This is a genomic window from Ruegeria sp. G10, assembly GCF_056533645.1.
On sequence record NZ_JBQFOQ010000005.1, the window covers coordinates 129,677 to 146,616 of the forward strand.

Consider the following 16,940-nt stretch of genomic DNA (forward strand, 5'->3'; position numbering starts at 1 on the left):
TTAAGCCCTTAACATGGGATATGGGTATCACACCCGGTACATTCAAGAGGATCAATATCAGTGTGGAATTAACCTGATGTAAAGAAAAGCTGAAATTGCGGGCCTCACGGGCCTTTGCAGTTTATGTCACCGGCCGACGCAACGCAGAAAGCAGATCTTCCATATCCTTTGGCAGCGCAGCCTCGAACCGCAGCATCTCGCCCGAGACCGGATGTTCAAAGCCCAGAACGGCAGCATGCAGCGCCTGACGGGGAAAATCGCGCACGGCCTCGGCAGCCGCAGGCGTAAATGCACGCGCGGCCAGTTTACGTTTGCCGCCATAAACTGGATCGCCCACCAAGCCGTGACCCGCATGGGCCATATGGACGCGAATCTGGTGCGTCCGACCGGTCTCCAGCCAGCATTCGATCAGCGACAAACCGCCCGGCGTCCCAAAAACCTCGACAATCCGCGCCCGCGTCACCGCATGGCGCCCCCCATGGAACAGCACGGCCTGCCGTTGCCGGTCTGTCTTGTGCCGTGCCAGTTGCGTGGTCAGGCGCATGATGTTGCCGGGTTCGAAACTGACACCCTTGATGCCGCGTAACCGCGGATCGTTGGCGTCGGGAACACCGTAACAGACCGCGCGATAGTAGCGTTCGACCGTATGCGCCTCGAACTGGGTAGCCAGCCCATGATGCGCCGCGTCCGACTTGGCCACCACCAGCAGGCCGCTGGTTTCCTTGTCGATCCGGTGCACGATTCCCGGACGCTTGACGCCGCCCACACCGGACAGATCATCCCCGCAATGATGCAGCAGCGCATTGACCAGCGTCCCATTCGGAGAGCCGGGGGCCGGATGCACCACCATCCCCGCAGGTTTGTTGATCACGATCAGATCGTCATCCTCATAAACCACCTCCAGCGGGATATCCTCAGGCCCGATATGGCTGTCTTCGGCCTCGGCCACGGTGATCCCGATCTGCGCGCCTTCTGCAATGCGCGCTTTCGGGTCGTCAATAACCGCCCCATCGACCGTCACTGCACCGTCGCCAATCAAACGGGTCAACCGGGTGCGTGACAGGTTCTCTTCCGCTGGCACATCCCGCGCAAGCGCCTTATCAAGGCGGGGCGGCGGCGCGGCCGCGATATGAAACTCTATCAGGCGGGTGCCCATGACTGTCCCTTCCGAACCTCAGGAACCGCAGGAAACCCCGCAGCTTCGGTTGCTGCGGCGCATGGTCATGCTGCTGACCGCGGTTATGATTGGCGGGGTTCTAGTGACATTCGCCCTGATTGTCATCCGCCTATCGGATCGGACCCCGACGCTGCCGGATCAGATCGAACTGCCTGACGGCGCGCACGCGCAGGCGCTGACCATCGGGAACAACTGGTACGCGGTCGTAACCGACGACAATCGCATCCTGATCTTCGACAAAACGACGGGAAAACAGCGTCAGGAGATCACGCTGGATTGAACCGGACGCGCCTGACTGAGATGCGGCGCAATCCGTATGGCGTTGCCCAGCGTCATCGGGGCAGTATCCACGCCAATCAGCCGGGCGGGAATGCGCGTGGCAGCCGCCAATGCGTCGGCCAACGGGATACCCACGTCACGCGTCAGCACCCTGATCGCCGTAGTCAGGTCCAGATCAGCCCCGGCCAGAGTGCCGTCTTCCAGCGTCAGCCTGCCCTGCTCTCGCCGGATCAGCCGCCCTTCCAACCGGAACTCCGGCAGATCGGTCCCCGCCACAGCCATCGCGTCGCTGACCAGAAAGATCTGCCCGGGACCGCGCTTGGCAGCTAACGCCGCACGCATCGATTCGGGATGAACGTGCACTGTGTCCGCGATCAGCCCCGAGGACAGATCGCCATTGGACAGCACCGCGCCCACCAGACCGGGGTCGCGACTGCCGAACTGGCTCATGGCGTTGAACAGATGTGTGGCGCAGCGCGCGCCGGCTTTTGCATAGGCCATACAGGTGTCGAACGACGCGTCTGTATGACCAAGCGAGACGATGACGCCCGCCCCCGACAAAGCCGCCACCTGATCGGCTGAGACATTCTCCGGCGCCAGCGTGACCATCAAGGCTGGCAACGCGCGGGCAGCAGCCAGAAGTTGGTCAAGATCGCCCTCTTCCATAGGCCGGATCACAGCCCCATCATGCGCGCCCTTCCGTTTGACCGACAGATGCGGCCCCTCAAGATGCAGCCCCGCAATGCCCGGAACACCGCGCTGAACGGCCTTGATCGCGGCCTCGATGGCAGCGGTGGTCTTCTCGGGCGTGTCCGTGATCAGCGTCGGCAGGATCGACACCGCCCCCAGCCCGCGATGCGCCTGAGCGATGCGCTGCAGGGTCTCGACCGAGGGATCATCGTTGAACATCACCCCGCCGCCGCCGTTCACCTGCAGATCGACATAACCGGGGCTGAGGATATCTCCTGACAGGTCTTCGATCTCGGTCTCCGGCGGCAAGTCGGCCACCGGCACAATGGCCTCAAGCGTCCCCTCGACGAACCGGGCGGCATGGTCGGTGAACAGCACCTCTCCGTCAAAGATCGGGCCGCCGGCAAAGGTGAGAATCGACGCGTTCATACCGTCTCCGTCACTTTGCGCAGGTGGCGCGGGGTGTCGGGGTTGATGCCGCGACCGGTGGCGACGGTTTCGACCATGCCGTAGAAAGACGCGATCGAGGCGATAGGGTCGGTCATCCAATGCGCCGTCCGAACATGCGGCAACGCGACCGCATCCTGCACCCGATCGGTCGTGGCAAAGACCTTTGCGCCCTTCGCGGCCAACGCATCGGCCACCTCGGCAATGTTGGCCTCGGCGGCATCTCCGGATGAGAAGGCGAGAACCGGGAACCCCTGATCCACGATGGAAACCGGCCCATGCAGCACCTCAGCCGACGAATAACTTTCAGCGTGAATCTGGCAGGTCTCTTTGAACTTAAGCGCAGCCTCGTTCGAGATCGCCCAGGACGTCCCGCGCCCCAGCGTGAACAGCGACTGCCCATCCACGGCCTCAACCACCGCAGCCCAGTCGCAGGTGATGGCCTGCGCCAGATAGTCAGGCAGATCGCGGATCGCCGACAGCAACTCACGATCCCCTTTGACCTCGGCCAGCAGCCAAAGCCCCGCCACCAGCGAAGTGACGAATGTCTTGGTGGCCGCCACGCTCAGTTCTGGTCCCGCATGTATCGGCAGCGCTGCCGAGGCCGCGCCTGCCAACGCAGAGTCCGTGTCGTTGGTGATGGCGACGGAATAGGCCCCGCCCTGCGTCAGCGACCGGGTCAGGCGCACGATGTCAGGGCTCTGACCCGACTGCGAGACGGCGATGCACAGCGCGCCGGGGCAGCGCATATCCACCCCGTAGATCGATTTGACGCTGGGGCCGACTGAGGCCATGGGTAGCCCCAAAAGCAGCTCGGACGCGTATTTCAGATAGCTGCAGGCATGATCCGACGATCCACGGGCGACCGAGATCAGAAAGCTCGGGTCCTGCGCGCGCACGGCCTGCGCGGCCTGTTCGACAGCGTCAGCGCCATCGGTCAGAAGCCGATCAACAGCGTGCGGTATCTCGTTGATTTCCTGACGCATTTGCGTGGTCTGGATGGACATAGTGCCCGGCCTTTCAGTTTGATAAACGCAGCTCTGCCACGAAATCGTAGGCATCGCCGTGATAGATGGATCGAGTGAGCTCAGCGACACGCCCGCTTTCAAGGTATGACGTGCGCTGGATGCGCAGCCCCGCAGTGCCTTCGGCGACATCCAGCAGGCGCGCTTCGGGCGCTTCAAGATTTATGGCCGAGATCTTCTGGATCGCGCGGACAGGACGATGGCCCGACCGCTCCAGAAAAGCATAGAGCGATCCGGAGACCTCGGTCGGGTTGGGCAGAATGTCCAGCGGCAGCGCCGCGCGTTCCAGCGCCATGGGGCGGCCACCTGCGGCGCGCAGGCGGTGGATGCGTGCGACCTGATCATTGGCCGACAGGCCCAGCGCCAGCATTTCATCCGGCGACGGCAGGAATATACCCCGCTCCAGCCAGGTTGACGTCGTCTGGAACCCGCGCCGCTCCATGTCTTCGGTGAACGAGGTCAGATGGGACAGTGATTGTTCTACCCGCGCAACCGGTTCGCGCACAAAAGACCCCGATCCTTGCCGCTGCTCGATCGTCCCTTTGCGCACCAACTCCTGAATGGCCTTGCGCACGGTGACACGCGACAGGTCGGTCAACTCGGCGATCTCGCGTTCGGGTGGAAGCGAGCTGTTGGGCGGCAGAATACCCTCGGCAATGCCCTGCTCAAGCCTTTGACGCAATTGCACATATCGCGGGCCCGCGGTCTGGCCCAACCAGCCCTCGGGCCTCAGGAAATCAGCAACGCTCATGTTCGATCTCCTCCCTGAATGCATGCGCCAGTGCGATCGCGCCCGAAAGCGGATCGCCCAAGGGCGCCATCAAATCCCGCTGCATCGCTTCCGGAAGATAGATGGCATATTGCGGGCCGATCCCCCCGGTCAGACAGATGGGAAGACCGGGCCTCCACCCCATCTTCTCCATCTGATCCTGCAGATATTCGGCACCCTCTTGCATGATTGACCGTGCGACCAGGTCTCCGGTCCCGGCATGTTGCGTGACGATGGGTGCCAACGCCCCAAATGCGGTCGGCGACATGCCGGATGCAGCCTTAACGATGCCTGCAGTCCCATCAAACCGCGACAGAAGCTGATCAGAAAGCCCCGAAGATATGCGCACGCCATCGGCGCAATCCAATGCCGCGGACAACGCCCGCCGCCCAACCCATTGGGCTGATGCCTGATCCCCCAGAATCGGCCCCCAGCCCCCGGCAAAGTGCGGTCGGCCGTTTCGCTGGGCCGCCAGAAATGAGCCGGTACCACAATGGGCCACAAACCCATCAGCGGGCCCCAGCGCCCCGCGCAGGGCCGAAGGTCGGTCATCGTCAATGCGCACCTTGTCAAACGGGAGCGCCTTGGCCAGCCGATCCGCGATGGCCTGTCCGGTGATACCGGCCAAGCCGAAATAGGCCGGTATCGCGGCAAATTCTCTTTCATCAATGCCCGCCCGCCGCGCCACAGCGGACAAACCCCGCCCCAGTTCAGCGCATGAGGCCTCAAAATCGGTCGATACATTCGCCGACCCCATTTCGGCCTGCCAGATTTCAGCACCGTCGGACAGCGCAACGCGGCACCGCGTGCCGCCGCCGTCTACGGCCAAAACAATGGTATCAGGGTCGCGAGTCATATGCAGACCTTTATAATACCTTTTACGATAATTGAAGACCAAAATACAGAGTATCGCCCCAATCTCAGCGAAATTCAGCGAAATAGACAAAGTGGTAGACTAATGGTATCTAAAAGGTATGATGCCGAAAGACTTGGGGGAGAATCACTTGGCCACACCTGTGACAGAGCAGCTGCACGAAAATGCGATCGGGCTGGACGCTCGCCCGCTGACGGATGTGGCGGCCCTTCTGGCGCAGGCGCAGGCAACTGCCTCCACCGCCCCGCTGGCTGCAGTTGATCCAATCTGCAATGGCGCGCTGAGCATGGCAGAAACGATCCGCAGCGGTGGCACTTTACGTTATCTGGCAGCAGGGTCTTCGGGGCTGATGGCTGCTGCGGACGCATTAGAGCTTGGCGGCACGTTCTCGATCCCTTCAACGCAGATTCGCATTCACATGGCGGGCGGCCTGCCTTCGGGTGTGGCGATGCCCGGCGATGTCGAGGATGTCTCGGCCTCGCTCACCGATGAGCTAGCTGATCTGAGTAACACCGACACCTTGATTGCCGTGTCCGCCAGTGGAACCACCCCCTACACTGTCGCGGCAGCACGCATCGCGCGCGACAAAGGTGCGGTGGTCATCGGCATCGCAAACAATGCCGACACCGAGCTTTTGCGCCTGTCGGATCATGCCATCCTATTGTCGACCCCGCCTGAACTGATCTCAGGCTCGACGCGCATGGGGGCTGGCACGGCGCAGAAGATTGCGCTCAACATGCTGTCAACGCTGATGGCAGTCGAGTTGGGGCATGTCCAAGACGGCATGATGATCAATTTGCGGGCAGACAACGATAAGCTGCGGGCCCGCGCCAACGGGATCGTCTGCCAGCTGACCGGCGCGGCCCCCGAACAAGCGGCCTCTGCGCTGATTGCGGCCGATGGCAATCTCAAATGCGCAGCTTTACTCGCTGCAGGCATCGAGACGCCAGAGATGGCGCTGGCGCTGCTGCACGAGACCAACGATCACCTTCGACCCGCCCTGGAGCGGCTGAAACAAAACCAAGAAACCATCAACCTGGGAGACACCAAATGACACGCAAAGTTCTGGGCCTTGCTCTGCTGAGCACAGCGCTGGTCTCAAGCGCCTACGCGCAAGACGCCACGCTGACGATCGAAAGCTGGCGCAACGACGACCTCGCCCTGTGGCAGGACAAGATCATCCCGGCCTTCGAGGCCGAGCATCCGGGCATCAAGGTGATCTTCTCACCCTCTGCCCCGGCCGAGTACAACGCCGTTCTGAACTCAAAGCTCGAGGCCGGATCGGCGGGCGATCTGATCACCTGCCGCCCGTTCGACGCCTCGCTGGCGCTGTATGAAGCGGGTCACCTGACCGATCTGTCCGATCTGGAGGCGATGGGCAACTTCTCGGACGTGGCGAAATCTGCATGGCAGACCGATGACGCATCGGCCAGCTTCTGCGTCCCGATGGCATCGGTGATCCACGGCTTCATCTACAACAAGGATGCCTTCAACGAGCTGGGCATCGAAGTTCCCACCACCGAGGCCGAGTTCTTTGCCGCTTTGGACAAGATCAAAGAAGACGGCACCTATATCCCGATGGCGATGGGCACCAATGACCAGTGGGAAGCCGCCACCATGGGCTATAACAACATCGGCCCGAACTACTGGAAAGGTGAGGAAGGCCGTCTGGCGCTGATCAAAGGCGAGCAGAAACTGACCGATCCTCAGTGGGTTGCCCCTTATGAGACGCTGGCCAAGTGGGGCGCGTATCTGGGCGACGGGTATGAGGCACAGACCTATCCCGACAGTCAGAACCTGTTCACGCTGGGCCGTGCTGCAATCTATCCGGCGGGCAGCTGGGAAATCTCGGGCTTCAACACGCAGGCTGATTTCGAAATGGGTGCCTTCAAGCCGCCAGTTCAGAACGCGGGCGATACCTGCTATATCTCGGACCACACCGACATCGGCATCGGCATGAACGCCGCCAGCGAAAACCAAGAGGCCGCGCGCACCTTCCTGGCCTGGGTTGCAAGCCCCGAGTTTGCCAGCATCTTTGGCAACGCCCTGCCCGGCTTCTTCCCGCTCTCCAGCACTCCGGTCGAGCTTGAAGATCCGCTGGCCAAGGAAATCGTCGGCTGGCGGGATGAGTGCGAAAGCACGATCCGCTCGACCTACCAGATCCTGTCGCGCGGCACGCCGAACCTCGAAAACGAGACCTGGGGCGCATCTGTGGCCGCCATCAAGGGCGCTGAGTCACCCGAGGCGCTGGGTCAACAACTGCAGGACGGCTTGGCCAGCTGGTACGCACCGCACCAGTAAGACCTACACCACTCACACCGGACGCGGCACCCGTGTCGCGTCCGGGCCTTTATCCCCCCGGAGATTCCCATGCAAACCCGCCGCATCCGCTGGCACATTGCCGTTTTCCTCGCCCCTGCGGTGCTGGTCTACACGGCGGTGATGATCTTCCCTTTGTTCAACACGCTGCGTCTGGCGCTGTTCACCGAAGTTGATCAGGCGCGCGTCTACGTGGGCTTGCAGAATTTCCGCACCCTGTTTTTCGATCCGATCTGGTCCGAGCAGTTCTGGAATGCGCTCGGCAACAACTTCTGGTTCTTCCTGATCCACATGCTGGTGCAGAACCCCATTGGTATCGCGCTTGCTGCGCTTCTGTCACATCCGCGTCTACGGTTTGCGGCCCTCTATCGGTCGGCCATCTTTATCCCGACGATCCTGAGCTTCGTCATCGTCGGCTTCGCATGGAAGCTTATCCTGTCCCCGCTCTGGGGCATCGCCCCATCGATGCTGGACGCCGTTGGTCTCAAGTCCCTGTTCGCCCCGTGGCTGGGCAAGGAAGAATACGCCCTGACCACGCTGGCGCTGGTGTCAGTCTGGCAATTCGTCGGCATCCCGATGATGCTGATTTATGCCGCCCTACTGTCGATCCCCGAAGAAATCCTTGAAGCCGGAGAGATCGACGGCATCACCGGAGCGTCAGCCTTCTGGAAGATCAAACTGCCGCTGATCCTGCCTTCGATCGGGATCATCTCGATCCTGACATTTGTGGGCAATTTCAACGCCTTCGACCTGATTTATGTGTCCCAAGGCGCGCTGGCGGGGCCGGATTTCTCGACCGATATTCTTGGCACCTTCATGTACCGAACCTTCTTTGGCTTCCAGCTGCAACTGGGCGATCCGCATATGGGATCGGCCATCGCCGGAGCCATGTTCGCGATCATCCTTGTGGGTGTCTGTATCTACCTCTTCGGCATCCAGTCCCGGATGCGCCGGTATCAGTTGTGAGGGCCAAGCGATGAACAAAGCACGTTCCAACCCGCTCAACACCGCCGCAATGCATGGCGCGTTGATCATCTACACGCTGATCGCCCTGTTCCCGGTCTTTGTGATCATAATCAACAGCTTCAAAAGCCGCCGCGCCATCTTTCGCGAACCGCTCGCCCTGCCCGATGCCGAGAGCTTTTCGCTGATCGGCTACCAGACGGTGATGAAACAGGGGGACTTCTTCCTCTACTTTCAGAACTCGATGATCGTCACCGTTGTGTCGCTGGCCTTTGTTCTGCTGTTCGGCGCCATGGCCGCATTTGCGCTCAGCGAATACAAATTCAAGGGCAACACGCTGATGGGCCTCTATCTGGCGCTTGGGATCATGATCCCGATCCGCATCGGTACCGTTGCCATTCTGGAGATGATGGTGGCCACCGGGCTGGTGAACACGCTCTGGGCGCTGATTCTGGTCTACACCGCACAAGGGCTGCCACTGGCCGTGTTCATCCTGTCCGAGTTCATGCGGCAAGTGTCGGACGATCTGAAAAACGCGGGCCGGGTCGATGGCCTGTCGGAATATACGATCTTCTTCCGGCTGGTCCTGCCGCTTGTCCGCCCCGCCATGGCGACGGTTGCCGTATTCAACATGATCCCCATCTGGAACGACCTCTGGTTCCCGCTGATCCTCGCCCCCGCTGAGGAGACCAAGACCCTGACGCTGGGCAGCCAGGTCTTCATCGGCCAGTTCGTCACCGACTGGAATGCGGTTCTGTCGGCGCTGTCGATGGCGATCCTGCCGGTGTTGGTTCTGTATGTCATCTTCTCGCGCCAACTGATCCGCGGCATCACTTCAGGAGCTGTCAAATGACCAAAGTTCTGATCGCTGGCCTCGGCAACATGGGCCTCAGCCATGCGCTGGCCCACCACCACCACCCGGACGCGCAGATCGTGGGGCTGGTGAACCGATCCGGTCGCGTGGCCCATCCAGATCTTGCGGGTTATCCAGCCTTTTCCGATTTTCACGCGGCTTTGGCCGAGACAGGCCCCGATCTTGTGGTCGTCGCCACCTATTCCGATAGCCACGCCGATTATGCCTGCGCGGCGATGGACGCAGGAGCGCATGTTTTCGTAGAAAAACCACTGGCAACCACCGTGGCCGATGCCAAGCGCGTCGTCGCAAAGGCCATTGAAACCAACCGCAAGCTGGTCATCGGCTATATCCTGCGGCACCACCCTTCATGGATGCGCCTGATCGCTGAAGCCCGCGGCCTTGGTGGGCCTTACGTGTTCCGCCTGAACCTCAATCAGCAAAGCAGCGGTGCCGAGTGGGAAACGCACAAAGCCCTGATGCAAACCACATCGCCCATCGTCGATTGCGGTGTGCATTATGTCGACGTGATGTGCCAGATCACCGATTCCGACCCTGTACGCGTCCACGGCATGGGCCTGCGCCTGAGCGATGAGATCGCCGATGACATGTACAATTACGGCCAGTTTCAGGTGATCTTCGAGGACGGCTCGGTCGGCTGGTACGAGGCTGGCTGGGGGCCGATGATGTCCGAGACCGCGTTCTTCGTGAAAGACATCGTCTCGCCCAACGGTTCGGTCTCGATCACCGACGGCAATAAGGGCGCATCCGCCGATATTGACGGCCACACCAAAGTCGGCGGCATTTTGGTCCACCGTCCGAGCGGCGACCAGACCATCGACATGCCCGATGAACCCGGCCATCAGGAACTCTGCGATGCCGAGCAAGCTTACATGCTGCGCGCAATTGCCGAGGATATCGACCTGACCCGCCACATGAACGACGCCGTGCAATCGTTGGCCATCTGTCTGGCGGCAGATGAAAGCATCCGCACCGGCCAACCCATTTCGCTGAAAGAGGCACGCCCATGACCGCCCTGACGCTGACGAACGTGAACAAGTCCTTTGGCCCCGTCGAGGTCCTGAAAGACATCAATATCGAAGTCGAGGACGGAGAATTCGTTGTCTTCGTAGGCCCCTCGGGCTGTGGCAAATCCACCCTTCTGCGCGTGATCGCTGGGCTTGAAGATGTAACCTCGGGCGAGGTTCGCATCGGCGGGGACCTGATGAACCTCACCCCGCCGTCAAAACGTGGCATCGCGATGGTGTTCCAGAGCTACGCGCTCTATCCGCATCTGAACGTGCGCAAGAATATGTCGCTGGCGCTGAAACAAGAAGGCCAGAGCAAGCAGGTCATTGAAGACCGCGTCGCCAAGGCCAGCAAGATGCTGAACCTCGAGCCTTATATCGACCGCTACCCCTCGGAACTGTCCGGCGGCCAGCGCCAACGCGTCGCCATCGGCCGCGCCATCGTGCGCGAGCCCAAGCTATTCCTGTTCGACGAACCTTTGTCCAACCTGGACGCCGCCCTGCGCATGAACACGCGGCTGGAGATCGCCAACCTGCACCAGCAGCTTGACGCCTCGATGATCTACGTCACCCACGACCAGACCGAGGCGATGACGCTCGCGGACAAGATCGTCGTCCTGCGTGACGGCCGGGTCGAGCAGGTCGGCAGCCCCATGGAGCTCTATAACAACCCCGCCAACCAGTTCGTCGCGGGGTTTCTGGGCGCACCGTCGATGAACTTCTTCCCCGCCAACCTGATCGGAGAGAGCGCGGATACCACGCTGGGCATCCGCCCCGAAGACCTGCGCCTGACCCCGGACGGTCCTCTGGCGGCTCAAGTCACCCATGTTGAGCATTTGGGCGGCGATACAAACGTGGTCGCGATGATGCAGGATCACCAGATCACGGCGCGACTATTCGGCCAGCATCAGGTGGCGACGGGCGAAGCCGTCCATTTCGGATACGCCGCAGATCGCACCTATCGCTTTGATGCACAGGGCGCACGCCTCGGCTGATCCGGATGTGGGTTAGGTTGACCCAGAACGAGAAGATCCGGACCCCATATCACCACATTTCTGTGTTGCTACGTCCGCTGTCTGCACGATCGCGCAGCCCAGATTGAATTGACATAAGTCGACCGACCTGGACTGGCTTGATGAGCAGGACAAAGAGTCAGAGCAAAACGCCAATCTTGGGGCGTTGATCCACTACCATCTGCAAGCCGGATTATCGAACATGCAATCCAGGTAAGGCTTCAGAGCGTTGTCGATCACAAGTGACACAGCCTCTAGCTTGCTGGCGTCAATTCCGTTCACAGTCTGATAGTCAAACTGCAGCTTGCCGTCCTCCAGCTTCGGATTGCTCAGTGTGACGATCAATCCAACCTGTTTACCATCGCTTTGCCCGGTCAGGGCCGCGTTCGGAGGGTCAGTCGCAAAGCTGTCATCGCCCTTGGCCCAATTCTCAACGATCAGCTGCACGGGCGTATCCATTGCCTCGCGATAAGGGCGGTCCGTAAATACAACGACCTGATCATCAATTCCTTCGAGCACCAACTTACCATTATCGAGCGTCGCAGTATCCGCGACTTCCATAAGAAGCCAACTCTTTGGCGCTTCTGCGGCAGCTGCAGAGGCAAAAGCAACAAGGCCTGCAAGTAGTCCTGTTTTGAGTAAGTCGAACTTCACGATATTCTCCTTTAACGAGGTCGCTGTTACCGCCGAAACAATCTCCGGTTACTAAGTTATGGCATCAAGTGTTCGATGATTGCAAATTAAGAAAGGTTCATCCGAAGGCATGCTGCAGGCACCATTGGCCATGTCCATGCGAGGACGCAAATTTCGAGTGACAACTGCCGGAACCTTGAGCTGTTTGGGTCCTTTTCCGAGTTGCAGGCTCTGAGTGGGCTGTCCGTCGTCGGAGGTTTTGATCTGATCCATGTGCGTATCCAGCGCGTGCAGTCTGGTTGATAGCGACCGGGTTTGCGGTGACGCGAGCGTCGGCTTCCAAGACTTCGCACGATCTCTTCCCTGCCAATGAGAACTTTTTGTTTGTTGGAAAATGAGACTCTGAAGGTGCATCCCCTACCTCTCATCAAGAGGTCCTTTGACTACCTTCATCCGGCCAAGAAGGGTCCGACCACCGTAGAATTCGGTGAAGAAAACACTGAAAATCTGATACTTGCGTGGTGCAAGTGGCGTTCGGCCGGAACCCTAATGAAACCGGGCGTCAGAACCAGACAGAAGGAGGCGCCGAACGCGACAGTGTCGGCCTTAGCTTTTCAGATTTGGTTGATCTCGCGTTTGAGGCCAGAAGGGACAAGCTGCGAAGGCAAGGCAAGCTTTGGCGAAGGGCCACCTCAGTCTGCCTGAACCAGGTTCGCGACGACTTCTCCACCAACGGGGACAAGCGGTTTGTATGCGCCTTTCTCTGCCATGCCGTGAGCAAGAATAATACACACCAGAAAAGCATTGAGGATTGCAAATGAGGCGGTAACGAACGTCATTGCGATGTTAAACATGAAGTTATCCAGATTTGCTAACGCCTCAACTATCATCGGGCGAGACCGTTCATCATCTTTATACCCGGGCCCAGTTGAATACTCGCAAAACATCCCGTTAACGCTCAGTTAACAATTCACCGATCTAGATCTGAACTGTTTTTTGCCCGAGGCTCTCGGGTCACGCTGTTGCCCTTGGACGCATTCCTCGGGCAGACTCCGCTCTCCATTGGTGGTGCAATATAGGAGACGGTGGAGTGCACAAACCTTCTTGTCCCACTGGCGGATCAGCAAGGAACACCCAAACCGACGAGCACAGAGTAATTCGAACCAGCCGAGTCGAAAGCAGTTTCCGCGGCGTCTCGCTCGACGATCCACGCGTGGGCAACATTGTAGATAGTAACGATACACAAAGGAGTTCTGATATCGTTCGTCAGCTTGGCAGAAATACGTGAAATTATTGCGCCCTCGGATCACCTACCGCCCCCAAGAAACTGCATTCATTGCAAAATCAGATGTTCAGGATTGATTTCTGGTGCGGTCGAAAAGAGCGACTTCGAACTCTTCCGATTGCGTAAACACACCTGATTTAGATGAAGTATTCAACGAGCTAGAGCGTTGGCATGACATCCTGAAAGATCACGACAAATCGTTTCTGCGGGGGCCGCGTCCATGACACGCCCCGCCCCGTTTTCCCTGAGACTGACCGACGATGAGCGCAAGCGACTGGAATATCCCAAGCTGGGTCCATGCCGTTGGCTTCATACATCAAGTCCGTGGTTTTTGCCGACGAGGCCCCCAAATACCGGAGGCGGAAAAAACCACCTGTTGCAGAGCAACAGCTCTTGGCTGAGGTACTGGCACGTCTTGGTCAGACTCGCACGTCGAGTAATCTCAACCAGATCGCCAAACACTTGAATCAAGGGACTCTGATTCTTGACGAGGAGTTGGAAGCAGACCTCAAGCGCGCCGTTGCTGAGGTGGCATGGCTGCGAGCTACACTGATTGAAGCGTTAGGGGTCAAATCTTGATCCTCAAAGGCTCACAACGTGGCGGTGCAAAGGCTTTGGCTGATCACCTTATGAATGAGCGTGACAATGATCATGTCTCATGCTTAGAGTTTCGTGGTTTTTTATCTGATCAACTTCATGGTGCCTTATCCGAGGCACACGCCATTTCCAAAGCAACCTGTTGCAAGCAATTTATGTTTTCACTGAGTTTGAACCCACCTGTTGGGCATGATGTCACTGAGGATGCGTTTACTGAGGCGGCAGATCGGGCCGAAGAAAAGCTCGGCCTGAGTGATCAACCCCGCGCTATTATCCTCCATGAGAAAGAAGGCCGTCGCCACGCCCATGTGGTGTGGTCCCGCATTGACGCCGACGAGTTGAAGGCGATCAATCTGCCCCATTTCAAAAACAAGCTGCGGGATGTGTCCCGAGACCTCTTTCTCGATCATGGGTGGCAATTGCCGGATGGTCTGGCGACCTACGGGAATAAATCCCCTCTCAACTTTACCTTGGAAGAATGGCAGCAAGCTAAGCGCCAGAATCTTGACCCGCGCGAGATCAAACAAGCGTTCCAGCAGGCATGGGAGTGCAGCGATAGCCAGATCGGTTTCAAAAACGCCCTTGAAGATCGAGGGTACTTCTTGGCCAAAGGTGATCGGCGCGGCTTCGTCGCTTTGGATGTCGATGGGAATATCTTTGCCATTCCCAAATGGACGGGCCTGAAAGCCAAGGATGTCAGAGCTAAGCTGGGATCACCTGAGAACTTGCAGTCGGTTGCAGATACGCAATCTGACATTCGAGGCAAAGTCACCAGCCAAATGCGAGACTTCATCTCTCAAACAAAGGATCGCCAGTCCCGCGAATTTGACCCGCTACGCGATGAGCATACGAACCTCAAACATGCCCATCAAAAAGAGCGACAGAAGCTAAGAGACGGTCAGGTAAAACGGTGGACCGAAGAAACTAAGGCCCGATCCGACAGGCTCAATAAGGGGCTGCGAGGCTTGTTTGATCGCCTGACAGGCAAAGCCAAATCCATTCGTTCTCAAAACGAAAAAGAAGCGCGCGCCTGTGCCCGCCGCGATCAGAAGCAACGAGATTTCATGGTTTGGGAACAGATGAAGGAACGTCGCGCCCTGCAAAAACGAGTTGTTGCACTGAAGAAACGACATCAAGGCGAGCGCCAGCTTTTGGCACGCTCCATCAATCAAGCTCTGAGTAAATCGAACCAAGCTCCATCTAAATCAATTTCACGCAAGCCCAGACTTGGCTTGTCCCTTTAATCCTTAAGAAAACTGGATGTTTGAATGCTGAACCTCCCTCAAGAACTGAGTTATACACCCATGTTCATTCGTATCGGCATCATAGTCGGTATGACTTTGATCGGGCTGGCCATTGGGTGGCTGCTCTCCGCAAACTCCGCGCAGTTTCGGCGATTTGCCGTGCCAGTCATTGGCCTAGGATTGGCCGCACTGGTCCTTACGCCTTGGGCCATCCTCGCTTGGAATGCCGCCATCATCCTTGCTGTGGCCGGTTTCATTGTCGGTTTCCGCTATTGGCGATTGGGTTGGTTCTCTGGGGCATTCTCGCCGCCTACAACATTCGGGTCCAGCCGCTGGGCTACGCCTGAGGATGCCGCCGAGAACGGCGTCCTTGGCTCAAACGGGATTAGGTTAGGCAGAATCTTCACCGCAGCAGGTTCAGAGAAAATTTCATATGGCGGTGATCGGCATCTCCTGACGATTGCCCCAACTCGCGCGGGCAAAGGCACAACTCAGATCGTGCCCAATCTCCTGACATATCAGGGCTCCGTCCTGATCATTGATCCCAAAGGCGAAAACGCCAAAATCACAGCGGATCGTCGCAAGGCAATGGGCCAAGATGTTCGGATCGTTGACCCATGGAACATCGTGAACAATGACACCATCGAACCATCCCGTTTCAACCCGCTCGACTGGTTGCAAGCGGATGATCCTGACATCGGGGAAAACTCGATGCTTCTGGCAGATGCGCTTGTTGTCGGAGACAATCACTCTGACAGCTTTTGGACCGAAGAGGCCAAAGCCCTTATCCAAGGCGTCATTCTCTATGTTGCCACTGACCCGCAAGAAGATGGTCAACGCCATCTTGGGCGCGTCCGCGAACTCTTATTGCTTGATGGTGAAATGCAGCAAGAGTTTTTCAAGCATATGTACAAATCGCCCCACCACATCGTCGCAAGCACAGGGGCGCGGTGTTTGCAGAAAGAGCAAAAACTGATTGCCAATGTGATGGCGTCCGCCCAAGCCCAGACTCACTTTCTGGATAGTGCCCGTCTTCAGGACAATCTGCGGGTCTCTGATTTCAGTTTTGAAGACTTAAAGACAAAGCCAACTACAATTTACCTCGTACTGCCTGCGGATCGGTTGAACACTTTTGGCCGCTGGCTGCGTCTGCTGGTCCAACAGGCAATCACTATCAATGCCCGCAACATCGACGTGCTACCGCCAAAACCTGTCCTGTTTATACTGGATGAGTTCGCCGCACTCGGAAAGCTGAGCATGATTGAGCAGGCTTACGGCCTAATGGCCGGATTTGGCATTCAGCTTTGGGCCGTTGTTCAAGACCTGAATCAGCTTGAACGCATCTACGACAAGGGCTGGCAGTCATTCATCGCCAATGCCGGAATGATCAACTACTTCGGCTCGTCGGACAAAATGACCTCCGAGTATTTCTCGTCCATGTGTGGTGAAACAACGGTTTGGAATTTCTCGTCAGCCCTTTCGCATGCGTTCGGCAGCAGCAACAATAGCGTGAATACGACCGATACGAATTCTGATACGCGCGCCGCATCGCAACGCAAGCTGATCTATCCCGACGAGTTGATGCGTCTCAAACCGGGCCAACAGCTTATCTTGATCGAGAATATGCACCCGCTCATGGCTCAAGAAATACGTTGGTTTGATGACCCTAAATTGAGTGGACTGGGCAAAAACCTCCGAGCATCCAGCAAGACCGACACCAGCGATCACATTCAAGGATAGGGAA

At 58.3% G+C, this 16,940-nt stretch carries 17 protein-coding genes; 10 read left to right on the forward strand and 7 right to left on the reverse strand.

Annotated features, from left to right (window positions below; all coding sequences use genetic code 11):
- Positions 1 to 121: 121 nt before the first annotated feature.
- Positions 122 to 1,156, reverse strand: coding sequence for an RluA family pseudouridine synthase (locus tag ACR0KM_RS10750; protein ID WP_480859686.1), 1,035 nt, complete (start codon positions 1,154 to 1,156; stop codon positions 122 to 124).
- Between ACR0KM_RS10750 and ACR0KM_RS10755 the strand changes: the two genes are divergently transcribed.
- Complete coding sequence (locus tag ACR0KM_RS10755; protein ID WP_480821651.1) at positions 1,155 to 1,457, forward strand: DUF6476 family protein; 303 nt, start codon at positions 1,155 to 1,157, stop codon at positions 1,455 to 1,457. The two genes, ACR0KM_RS10750 and ACR0KM_RS10755, sit on opposite strands and share 2 nt — an antisense overlap.
- Here ACR0KM_RS10755 and nagA read toward each other — a convergent pair.
- The 4 genes from nagA to ACR0KM_RS10775 are packed head-to-tail and all read right to left on the reverse strand — an operon-like array spanning position 1,436 to position 5,243.
- Positions 1,436 to 2,575 carry an N-acetylglucosamine-6-phosphate deacetylase gene (gene nagA / locus ACR0KM_RS10760; protein WP_480859688.1) on the reverse strand — a complete coding sequence of 380 codons (1,140 nt, stop codon included), beginning with the start codon at positions 2,573 to 2,575 and terminating at the stop codon, positions 1,436 to 1,438. The genes ACR0KM_RS10755 and nagA overlap by 22 nt on opposite strands.
- The gene (locus ACR0KM_RS10765) at positions 2,572 to 3,600 is read right to left on the reverse strand and encodes an SIS domain-containing protein (protein ID WP_480859690.1); all 1,029 of its coding nucleotides are present in this window, start codon (positions 3,598 to 3,600) and stop codon (positions 2,572 to 2,574) included. The genes nagA and ACR0KM_RS10765 overlap by 4 nt, the downstream gene beginning before the upstream one ends.
- Positions 3,601 to 3,613: 13 nt before the next feature.
- Positions 3,614 to 4,369 carry a GntR family transcriptional regulator gene (locus ACR0KM_RS10770; protein WP_480859691.1) on the reverse strand — a complete coding sequence of 252 codons (756 nt, stop codon included), beginning with the start codon at positions 4,367 to 4,369 and terminating at the stop codon, positions 3,614 to 3,616.
- Entirely contained in the window at positions 4,356 to 5,243 is an 888-nt protein-coding gene (locus ACR0KM_RS10775) for a glucosamine kinase nucleotide-binding domain-containing protein (RefSeq protein WP_480859693.1), read from the reverse strand. The genes ACR0KM_RS10770 and ACR0KM_RS10775 overlap by 14 nt, the downstream gene beginning before the upstream one ends.
- A 148-nt stretch (positions 5,244 to 5,391) precedes the next feature.
- Here ACR0KM_RS10775 and ACR0KM_RS10780 point away from each other — a divergent pair, with 148 nt between their 5' ends.
- From ACR0KM_RS10780 to ACR0KM_RS10805, 6 genes are all read left to right on the forward strand, one after another.
- Positions 5,392 to 6,315, forward strand: coding sequence for an N-acetylmuramic acid 6-phosphate etherase (locus tag ACR0KM_RS10780; protein ID WP_480859694.1), 924 nt, complete (start codon positions 5,392 to 5,394; stop codon positions 6,313 to 6,315).
- Positions 6,312 to 7,562 (forward strand): ABC transporter substrate-binding protein, encoded by a 1,251-nt coding sequence (locus tag ACR0KM_RS10785; RefSeq protein WP_480859696.1) that lies wholly within the window; start codon positions 6,312 to 6,314, stop codon positions 7,560 to 7,562. Before ACR0KM_RS10780 ends, ACR0KM_RS10785 begins: the two co-directional genes overlap by 4 nt.
- Before the next feature lie 69 nt (positions 7,563 to 7,631).
- The gene (locus ACR0KM_RS10790; RefSeq protein ID WP_480859698.1) at positions 7,632 to 8,546 is read left to right on the forward strand and encodes a carbohydrate ABC transporter permease; all 915 of its coding nucleotides are present in this window, start codon (positions 7,632 to 7,634) and stop codon (positions 8,544 to 8,546) included.
- Positions 8,547 to 8,556: 10 nt separating this feature from the next.
- Positions 8,557 to 9,396: a carbohydrate ABC transporter permease gene (locus ACR0KM_RS10795; protein ID WP_480859699.1), complete on the forward strand. Its 840-nt coding sequence runs from the start codon at positions 8,557 to 8,559 to the stop codon at positions 9,394 to 9,396.
- On the forward strand, positions 9,393 to 10,427 hold the full coding sequence (locus ACR0KM_RS10800; protein ID WP_480859700.1) for a Gfo/Idh/MocA family protein: 1,035 nt from the start codon (positions 9,393 to 9,395) through the stop codon (positions 10,425 to 10,427). The genes ACR0KM_RS10795 and ACR0KM_RS10800 overlap by 4 nt, the downstream gene beginning before the upstream one ends.
- Positions 10,424 to 11,419 (forward strand): ABC transporter ATP-binding protein, encoded by a 996-nt coding sequence (locus tag ACR0KM_RS10805; RefSeq protein WP_480821633.1) that lies wholly within the window; start codon positions 10,424 to 10,426, stop codon positions 11,417 to 11,419. Before ACR0KM_RS10800 ends, ACR0KM_RS10805 begins: the two co-directional genes overlap by 4 nt.
- 192 nt (positions 11,420 to 11,611) lie before the next feature.
- Here ACR0KM_RS10805 and ACR0KM_RS10810 read toward each other — a convergent pair whose 3' ends face one another.
- Both ACR0KM_RS10810 and ACR0KM_RS10815 read right to left on the reverse strand, forming a co-directional pair.
- Positions 11,612 to 12,091, reverse strand: coding sequence for a hypothetical protein (locus tag ACR0KM_RS10810; RefSeq protein ID WP_480859702.1), 480 nt, complete (start codon positions 12,089 to 12,091; stop codon positions 11,612 to 11,614).
- Positions 12,092 to 12,762: 671 nt separating this feature from the next.
- Positions 12,763 to 12,924 (reverse strand): hypothetical protein, encoded by a 162-nt coding sequence (locus ACR0KM_RS10815; RefSeq protein ID WP_480859704.1) that lies wholly within the window; start codon positions 12,922 to 12,924, stop codon positions 12,763 to 12,765.
- Positions 12,925 to 13,652: 728 nt separating this feature from the next.
- Here ACR0KM_RS10815 and ACR0KM_RS10820 point away from each other — a divergent pair.
- Genes ACR0KM_RS10820 through ACR0KM_RS10830 form a run of 3 tightly spaced genes read left to right on the forward strand, consistent with a single transcriptional unit; the run spans position 13,653 to position 16,936 of the window.
- Positions 13,653 to 13,934 (forward strand): hypothetical protein, encoded by a 282-nt coding sequence (locus ACR0KM_RS10820; protein WP_480859706.1) that lies wholly within the window; start codon positions 13,653 to 13,655, stop codon positions 13,932 to 13,934.
- Complete coding sequence (locus tag ACR0KM_RS10825; RefSeq protein WP_480859708.1) at positions 13,931 to 15,196, forward strand: relaxase/mobilization nuclease domain-containing protein; 1,266 nt, start codon at positions 13,931 to 13,933, stop codon at positions 15,194 to 15,196. Before ACR0KM_RS10820 ends, ACR0KM_RS10825 begins: the two co-directional genes overlap by 4 nt.
- Positions 15,197 to 15,220: 24 nt before the next feature.
- Positions 15,221 to 16,936 (forward strand): type IV secretory system conjugative DNA transfer family protein, encoded by a 1,716-nt coding sequence (locus ACR0KM_RS10830; protein ID WP_480859710.1) that lies wholly within the window; start codon positions 15,221 to 15,223, stop codon positions 16,934 to 16,936.
- The last annotated feature ends 4 nt before the right edge of the window (positions 16,937 to 16,940 follow it).